Source organism: Actinotalea ferrariae CF5-4 (assembly GCF_000603945.1).
Classification (GTDB): Bacteria; Actinomycetota; Actinomycetes; order Actinomycetales; family Cellulomonadaceae; genus Actinotalea; species Actinotalea ferrariae.
In genome coordinates this window covers 1-6360 of record NZ_AXCW01000244.1, presented here as the reverse complement: position 1 = coordinate 6360, position 6360 = coordinate 1, and the positions used below count along the sequence as shown (strand labels likewise).

Annotated in this window: 7 protein-coding genes and 1 pseudogene; 6 read left to right on the top strand and 2 right to left on the bottom strand. The window is 76.4% G+C overall.

Translation table 11 applies throughout. The features are described from left to right. The 3 genes and pseudogenes from N866_RS15475 to N866_RS15465 form a co-directional block, all read left to right on the top strand. The coding region (locus N866_RS15475; protein WP_034227994.1) for a putative F420-0 ABC transporter substrate-binding protein at window positions 1-970 on the top strand (970 nt) is incomplete at its 5' end. Window positions 971-1134: 164 nt separating this feature from the next. Further along, window positions 1135-2124, top strand: coding sequence for a putative F420-0 ABC transporter permease subunit (locus tag N866_RS15470; RefSeq protein ID WP_034227997.1), 990 nt, complete (start codon window positions 1135-1137; stop codon window positions 2122-2124). Further along, window positions 2121-2657: pseudogene (locus tag N866_RS15465) on the top strand (ABC transporter ATP-binding protein); the annotation flags it as partial. The gene N866_RS15470 and the pseudogene N866_RS15465, both read left to right, overlap by 4 nt. A 259-nt stretch (window positions 2658-2916) precedes the next feature. Here N866_RS15465 and fgd read toward each other — a convergent pair. Then, window positions 2917-3921 carry a glucose-6-phosphate dehydrogenase (coenzyme-F420) gene (fgd, locus tag N866_RS15460; protein WP_034227991.1) on the bottom strand — a complete coding sequence of 335 codons (1005 nt, stop codon included), beginning with the start codon at window positions 3919-3921 and terminating at the stop codon, window positions 2917-2919. Here fgd and N866_RS21040 point away from each other — a divergent pair. The 3 genes from N866_RS21040 (at window position 3920) to moaA (ending at window position 5605) form a co-directional block, all read left to right on the top strand. After that, the gene (locus N866_RS21040; protein WP_155855414.1) at window positions 3920-4063 is read left to right on the top strand and encodes a hypothetical protein; all 144 of its coding nucleotides are present in this window, start codon (window positions 3920-3922) and stop codon (window positions 4061-4063) included. The genes fgd and N866_RS21040 overlap by 2 nt on opposite strands. An 85-nt stretch (window positions 4064-4148) precedes the next feature. Continuing rightward, window positions 4149-4595 (top strand): molybdenum cofactor biosynthesis protein MoaE, encoded by a 447-nt coding sequence (locus N866_RS15455; protein ID WP_034227995.1) that lies wholly within the window; start codon window positions 4149-4151, stop codon window positions 4593-4595. Further along, window positions 4592-5605, top strand: a complete 1014-nt coding sequence (gene moaA, locus N866_RS15450; protein ID WP_034227989.1) for a GTP 3',8-cyclase MoaA — start codon at window positions 4592-4594, stop codon at window positions 5603-5605. The genes N866_RS15455 and moaA overlap by 4 nt, the downstream gene beginning before the upstream one ends. A 21-nt stretch (window positions 5606-5626) precedes the next feature. Here moaA and N866_RS15445 read toward each other — a convergent pair. Beyond that, the coding region (locus tag N866_RS15445; RefSeq protein ID WP_034227987.1) for a molybdopterin molybdotransferase MoeA at window positions 5627-6360 on the bottom strand (734 nt) is incomplete at its 5' end.

Here is a 6360-nt window from a genome sequence, read left to right as displayed (position 1 = left end):
CTGCGGGTCGGGGGCGCCGGACGCGAGCGGGGCCACCGGCACCCCGCCGGCCGCGGCGGACCTCGCGGCGACCGCCTCGCCCGCGCTGCGCCTGGACAACTGCGGGGTCACCACGTCCGTCGAGGCGCCCCCGCAGCGTGTGGTGACGGTGAAGTCGAGCACCTTCGAGCTCCTCCTCGCCCTGGGCCTGGCGGACCGCGTCGTCGGCGCGGCGTTCCTCGACGGCGCGGTGCCGGAGCGGTGGGCGGCGGACGCGGCCGACGTCCCGGTCGTCGCCGACGCCGCGCCGGGCCGCGAGGCGGTCCTCGCGCTCGAGCCGGACATGGTCTTCGCGGGCTGGGAGAGCACGTTCTCGGCCGACGGGGTCGGCGAGCGCGCCGAGCTCGAGCGCGCGGGGGTCCTCACCTACGTGGCGCCGGCCGCGTGCCGCGGGGCCGGACGGCCGGTCCCGCTGACGTTCGAGACGGTGTTCGAGCACGTCCTCGAGGCCGGCGACGTCTTCGGTGTCCCCGACGCCGCGGCCGCGCTCGTCGAGGAGCAGCGCGCCGCCCTCGCCGCCGTCGAGCCGGACACCCGGGGGCTGCGGGCGCTGTGGTACTCCTCGGGCGCCGACGTGCCGTACGTCGGCGCGGGGATCGGCGCCCCGGCCATGATCATGGACGCCGTCGGCCTGGAGAACGTCGCGGCCGAGGTGCAGGACAGTTGGACGCCCTTCGGCTGGGAGCAGGTCGTCGAGGCGGACCCGGACGTCATCGTGCTCGTCGACGCGACGTGGAACAGTGCGCAGCAGAAGATCGACCTCCTCGAGGCGCACCCCACCGCGTCGCGCCTGGCGGCCGTCCGGGAGCAGCGCTACCTCGTGGTGCCGTTCGCCGCCACGGAGGCGGGCGTGCGCAACGTCGATGCGGCCGCCCGGCTGGCGCAGGAGCTCGCGGCGATCGAGGTCCCGGACGCGGACGGCGCACCGTGACCAGCACGGTCACGCCCCTGCGGGACCCCGCGCGCGACGACGGCTCCGCGCACGGGCGGGGACGCCGCGGCGCGACGGACACGGGCGCGGGGCCCGACGGGACGCCGACCCCCGCGCCGGGGCACGGTGCCGCCCCGTGGGCCCGCCGGCGGGCACCCGCTCCCCTGGTCCTGGTCCTGGCGCTGGTCGCCCTCGTGGTCTCCGTCGTCCTCGCGGTCACGGTGGGCCCGGCGGGGATCGGGCCGGTGGACGTCTGGCGGTCGATCGGCGCGCACCTCGGCGTCGGCACCGCCCCCCTCACCGAGCTGCGCGACTCCATCGTCTGGGACCTGCGCCTGCCCCGGGTCCTCACGGCGGCCGCGGTCGGCGCCGGGCTCGCCCTGTGCGGCGCGGTCATGCAGAGCCTCCTGCGCAACCCCCTCGCCGACCCGTACCTGCTGGGCCTGTCCTCCGGGGCGTCCACGGGCGCCGTCGTCGTGGTCGTCCTGGGGGCGGCGGTCGCCCTGCCGCTCGCCGCCTTCGTCGGGGCGCTCGCCGCGCTGGTGCTCACGCTCGCGCTGGCCGGGTCGGCCGGCGCCGTCACGCCGACCCGCACCGTGCTGGCGGGGGTCGCGGTCTCCCAGCTGGGGGCCGCGGCGACGTCGTTCGTGGTCTTCTGGTCCGCCGACGGCGACTCCTACCGCGAGATCCTCAGCTGGCTCATGGGCTCGCTCGGGGCCGCGACCTGGCAGAGCGCCGCGATCGCCGTGCCGACGGTGCTCGTGGTCGGCGGGCTGCTCGTGCTCGCCGCGGGCACGCTCGACGCCTTCGCCTTCGGCGACACCACCGCGGCCTCGCTCGGGGTCGACGTCCGCCGGGTCCGCCGGCTGCTGCTCCTGGGCGTGGCGCTGCTGACCGGCGCCCTGGTCGCCGTGGCGGGCGCCATCGGCTTCGTGGGCCTCGTCCTGCCGCACGCCGTGCGGCTCCTGGTCGGGGCGGGGCACCGCCTCCTGCTGCCGCTCACGGCGCTGGTGGGCGCCTCCTTCCTCATCTGGGCGGACACCGCCGCCCGCACCGTCTTCGCGCCCCGCGAGCTGCCCGTGGGCATCCTCACGGCGCTCGTCGGCGCACCCGTGTTCGCCTGGGTCCTGCGCCGCCGCGGGGCACCGGCATGACCCTGCGCGTGCGGGACGTGCGCTGGCGCGTCGGGGGCCGGGACGTCCTGGACGGCGTCGACCTCGACGCGCCGGAGGGGCGGCTCGTCGGCCTCCTCGGCCCGAACGGCGCGGGCAAGTCGAGCCTGCTGCGCTTCGTCGCCGGCGTCAGCGGAGCCCTGCACGGTCGCGGGGGTCCGACCGGCAGCGTCACGTGGCGCGGCGCGGACCTCCACGCGCTGCGACCGCGGCAGCGCGCGCGACGGGTCGCGTTCGTCGAGCAGGACGCGCACACCGACCTCGACCTGACGGTCCGGGACGTCGTCGGGCTCGGCCGGGCGCCGTACCACGGCCTGCTCGCGGGTGTCACGACGCAGGACGCGCACGCCGTCGAGCAGGCCCTGGACGCCGTCGCGCTCGCCGACCTGGCCGACCGCAGCCTGGCGACGCTCTCGGGCGGTGAGCGCCAGCGCGTGCACCTCGCACGCGGCCTGGCCCAGGAGCCGCAGCTGCTCCTCCTGGACGAGCCGACCAACCACCTCGACGTCCGCGCCCAGCTCGCCGTCCTGGGCCTGGTCCGCACCGCGACCGCCGCCGGGCTCACGGCGGTCGTCGCCGTCCACGACCTCAACCTGGCCGCCGCCCACTGCGACGACGTCGTGCTGCTGGCCGACGGCCGGGTGGCCGCGGCGGGACCGGTGGGCGACGTGCTCGTGCCCGAGGTCGTGGACGCGGTCTACGGCGTCCGCAGCACCGTGCTGCGGACGCCCGACGACCGGCCCGTGCTGTCGTTCCGGGTGCCGTGAGGGTCCGTCAGCGGCCGGCGCGCGCGTGCAGCCGCGGCAGGACCTGCTCGCGGTAGAGGTCGATGAACCGGCCCTGGTCCGGCCCGGGCGCGTGGAAGACGAGGTGCGTGAAGCCCATGTCCACGTACTCCCAGACGCGCTCCACGTGCTCCTCGGCGTCGTCGGAGACGATCCACCGCGACGCGGTCCGCTCGACCGGCAGGGCGTCCGCGAGGCGCTCCATCTCGACGGGGTCCTCGACGCCCGTCTTCTCCTCGCTCGACAGGGCCAGGGCACCCCAGTAGCGGGTGTCCTCCAGGGCGCGGGCACGGTCGGTGTCGAAGGAGACCTTGACCTCCATCATGAGGTCCATGTCGGTGGTGCTGCGCCCCGCCTTCGCGGCACCCTCGGCGAGGGCGGGCAGGAGCGTCTCGGTGTACAGCTCCCGGCCCTTGCCGGAGGTGGTGATGAACCCGTCCCCGACGCGCCCGGCGAGACGCGTCGCCGCGGGCCCGGAGGCCGCCACGTAGATCGGGACCCGCTCGTCCGGCCGGTCGTAGATCGTCGCCTGCTCCGTGCGGTAGTGCGTCCCCTCGAACGTCACCCGCTCCCCCGCCCACAGCTCCTGGATGAGCTGGATCGCCTCCTTGAACCGGGCGAACCGCTCTTTGCCGTCGGGCCACTCGATGCCCAGCGGCGCCTCGTTCATCGCCTCGCCGGACCCGATGCCGAGGATCACGCGGCCCGGCGCCAGCGAGCCGAGCGTCGCGAAGGCGTGCGCGACGACGCCCGGGTGGTAGCGGAAGGTGGGGGTCAGCACGCTCGTCCCGACGGTCACCCGCTCCGTGCGCTCCAGCAGGGCGCCCAGCCACGGCAGCGCGGCGGGGGCGTGGCCACCGGTGTGCCGCCACGGCTGGAGGTGGTCGCTGACGAACACCGAGTCGAAGCCCGCCCGCTCCGCCGCCACGCCGTACTCGAGGAGCTCCCGCGGCGCGAACTGCTCCGCGGACGCCTTGTAGCCGAACTGCAGCATGCTGACCTCTTCCCTGTGCCCGACCGGTCCGTGCGACGCCGTCGTCGAGCACAACAGCGCGCGGGCCACGATCTTCCCGCGGACCGACCGCCGGAGCATTGCCACGGCGCTCGCCGAAGGCGTCCACCGGGTGCCGGGGTAGCGTGGGACGTCGGCACGACGACGCACGGACGACCCGCCGACGACGCACCGACGACGCACCGACGACGCACACGGAGGACCTGCGGATGCCGCTGACGCGGATCACCGACCGTCCCCTGGTCCTCGACGAGCACGTCGAGGCGGTCGCTCACCCCGCGTCCGGCGCCGTCGCGACGTTCCTCGGGCGCGTCCGCGACCACGACCCCGGGGTCACCGGTGAGGTCGTCGCGCTGGAGTACTCGGCGCACCCGGACGCCGGCGACGTCCTCGCGCGGATCGCCGCCGCCTGGGCCGCGCGCGACGGCGTCCTGGGCGTCGCGGTGAGCCACCGGGTCGGTCGGCTGGCCGTCGGCGAGGCGGCGATCGTCGCCGCGGTCGCGACGGCCCACCGCCACCCGGCCTTCGACGTGTGCGCCGCGCTGGTGGAGCAGGTCAAGGCCGAGCTGCCGGTGTGGAAGAAGGAGGTGCTCGCGGACGGCGAGCACGTCTGGGTGGGCCTGGAGGGCTCCGGCGACATGGGGGACCCCCGATGACCGCGACCGCCCCCGGCGGCCCGCTCCTGGACCGGTACGGCCGCGTCCACCGGGACCTCCGTATCTCCCTGACCGACCGCTGCTCCCTGCGGTGCACCTACTGCATGCCGGCCGAGGGTGTGCCGTGGCTGCCCGGGTCGCAGATGCTCAGCACCGACGAGCTCGTGCGCATCGCCCGCGTCGCCGTCGGCCTGGGCATCGAGGAGATCCGGCTCACCGGCGGCGAGCCGCTGCTGCGGCCCGACGTCGTCGACGTGGTGCGGCGCCTGGCCGCGCTGCGCGGGCCGAACGGCGCGCCCGAGGTGTCGCTGACCACGAACGCCCTGCGGCTGCCGGCGCTGGCAGGGGAGCTCAAGGACGCCGGCCTCGCCCGCGTCAACATCAGCCTGGACACGCTGGACCGCGAGCGGTTCACGCAGCTGACGCGCCGCGACCGCCTGCCCCAGACGCTCGGCGGCATCGCGGCCGCGGACGCCGTCGGCCTCCACCCCATCAAGCTCAACGCGGTGGCGATGCGCGGGGTCAACGAGGACGAGGTCGTGGCGCTCACCCGGTTCGCCGTGGACCGCGGCTACCAGATGCGCTTCATCGAGCAGATGCCGCTGGACGCCGGCCACACGTGGGACCGGACGCAGATGGTCACGCAGGCGGAGATCCTCGAGCGGCTGCGGGGGGCGTTCCGGCTCACGGAGGTCGGCGGGCGTGGCTCCGCACCGGCCGAGCTGTGGGTCGTCGACGACGGGCCGGCGACGGTCGGCGTCATCGCGTCCGTGTCGTCCCCGTTCTGCGGGACGTGCGACCGCGTGCGCCTCACCGCCGACGGGCAGGTGCGCTCGTGCCTGTTCTCCCGCACGGAGACGGACCTGCGCACCCTCCTGCGCGAGGGGGCCGACGACGACGCCCTCGGCGCGGCCATCCGGGCGTGCCTGGCCGGCAAGAAGCCCGGGCACGACATCGACGACCCGGCGTTCCTCCAGCCCGACCGGCCCATGAGCGCGATCGGCGGCTGACCGGCGCCGGTCAGCCGCCCGTCAGCCGCCCGTGCGGAACACCGGCAGCACGTCGCCCGGCCGGACCTCGTCCACGTCCGCGTCGACGAACGCCAGGCCGTCGGACTGCGCCAGGCCCGCGACGAGGTGCGAGCCCGAGCCGCCGGAGACGGCCCGCCCGACCCGCAGCACGCCGTCGTCGCCGCGCACGAGCGCCACGGGCATGTACTGGGCCCGGCCCGGCGGGGTGCGCCAGCCGTCGGAGACCTCGGCCCGCATGGTCGGCCGGTCGAGCCGCTCGACGCCGCGCAGGCGCAGCAGTGCCGGCCGCACGAACACCTCGAAGGACACGTGGGCGCTGACCGGGTTGCCGGGCAGGCACAGGACGGGCGTGCCGCCCGGGAGCCGACCGAGCCCCTGCGGCTTGCCGGGCTGCATCGCCACCCGCACGAACCGGACGTCGCCCCAGCCGGTGAGGGCGGCCTTGACCACGTCGTAGGCGCCGACGCTCACCCCGCCGGTGGTGACGACGAGGTCCGCGTCCGCCTCCAGGTCGGCCAGCACCGCGCGCAGCCGGTCCGGGTCGTCCGGGACCGCCGGCACGCGCACGGCGTCGCACCCGGCTGCCTCAGCCGCGGCGACGAGGAGGAGGGAGTTGGAGTCGGCGACCTGGCCGCGGCGCAGGGGCTCCCCCGGCGGCACCAGCTCCGACCCGGTCGGGACGACGACGACGCGCGGGCGCCGGTGGACGCGGACGGTCCCCGCACCGGCGGAGG

Bases quoted from the DNA above. Each gene is read 5' to 3' on its own strand.
- fgd (WP_034227991.1), bottom strand. From the start codon at position 3,921: ATGCTGCAGTTCGGCTACAAGGCGTCCGCGGAGCAGTTCGCGCCGCGG.
- N866_RS21040 (WP_155855414.1), top strand. From the start codon at position 3,920: ATGCTGACCTCTTCCCTGTGCCCGACCGGTCCGTGCGACGCCGTCGTC.
- N866_RS15455 (WP_034227995.1), top strand. From the start codon at position 4,149: ATGCCGCTGACGCGGATCACCGACCGTCCCCTGGTCCTCGACGAGCAC.
- moaA (WP_034227989.1), top strand. From the start codon at position 4,592: ATGACCGCGACCGCCCCCGGCGGCCCGCTCCTGGACCGGTACGGCCGC.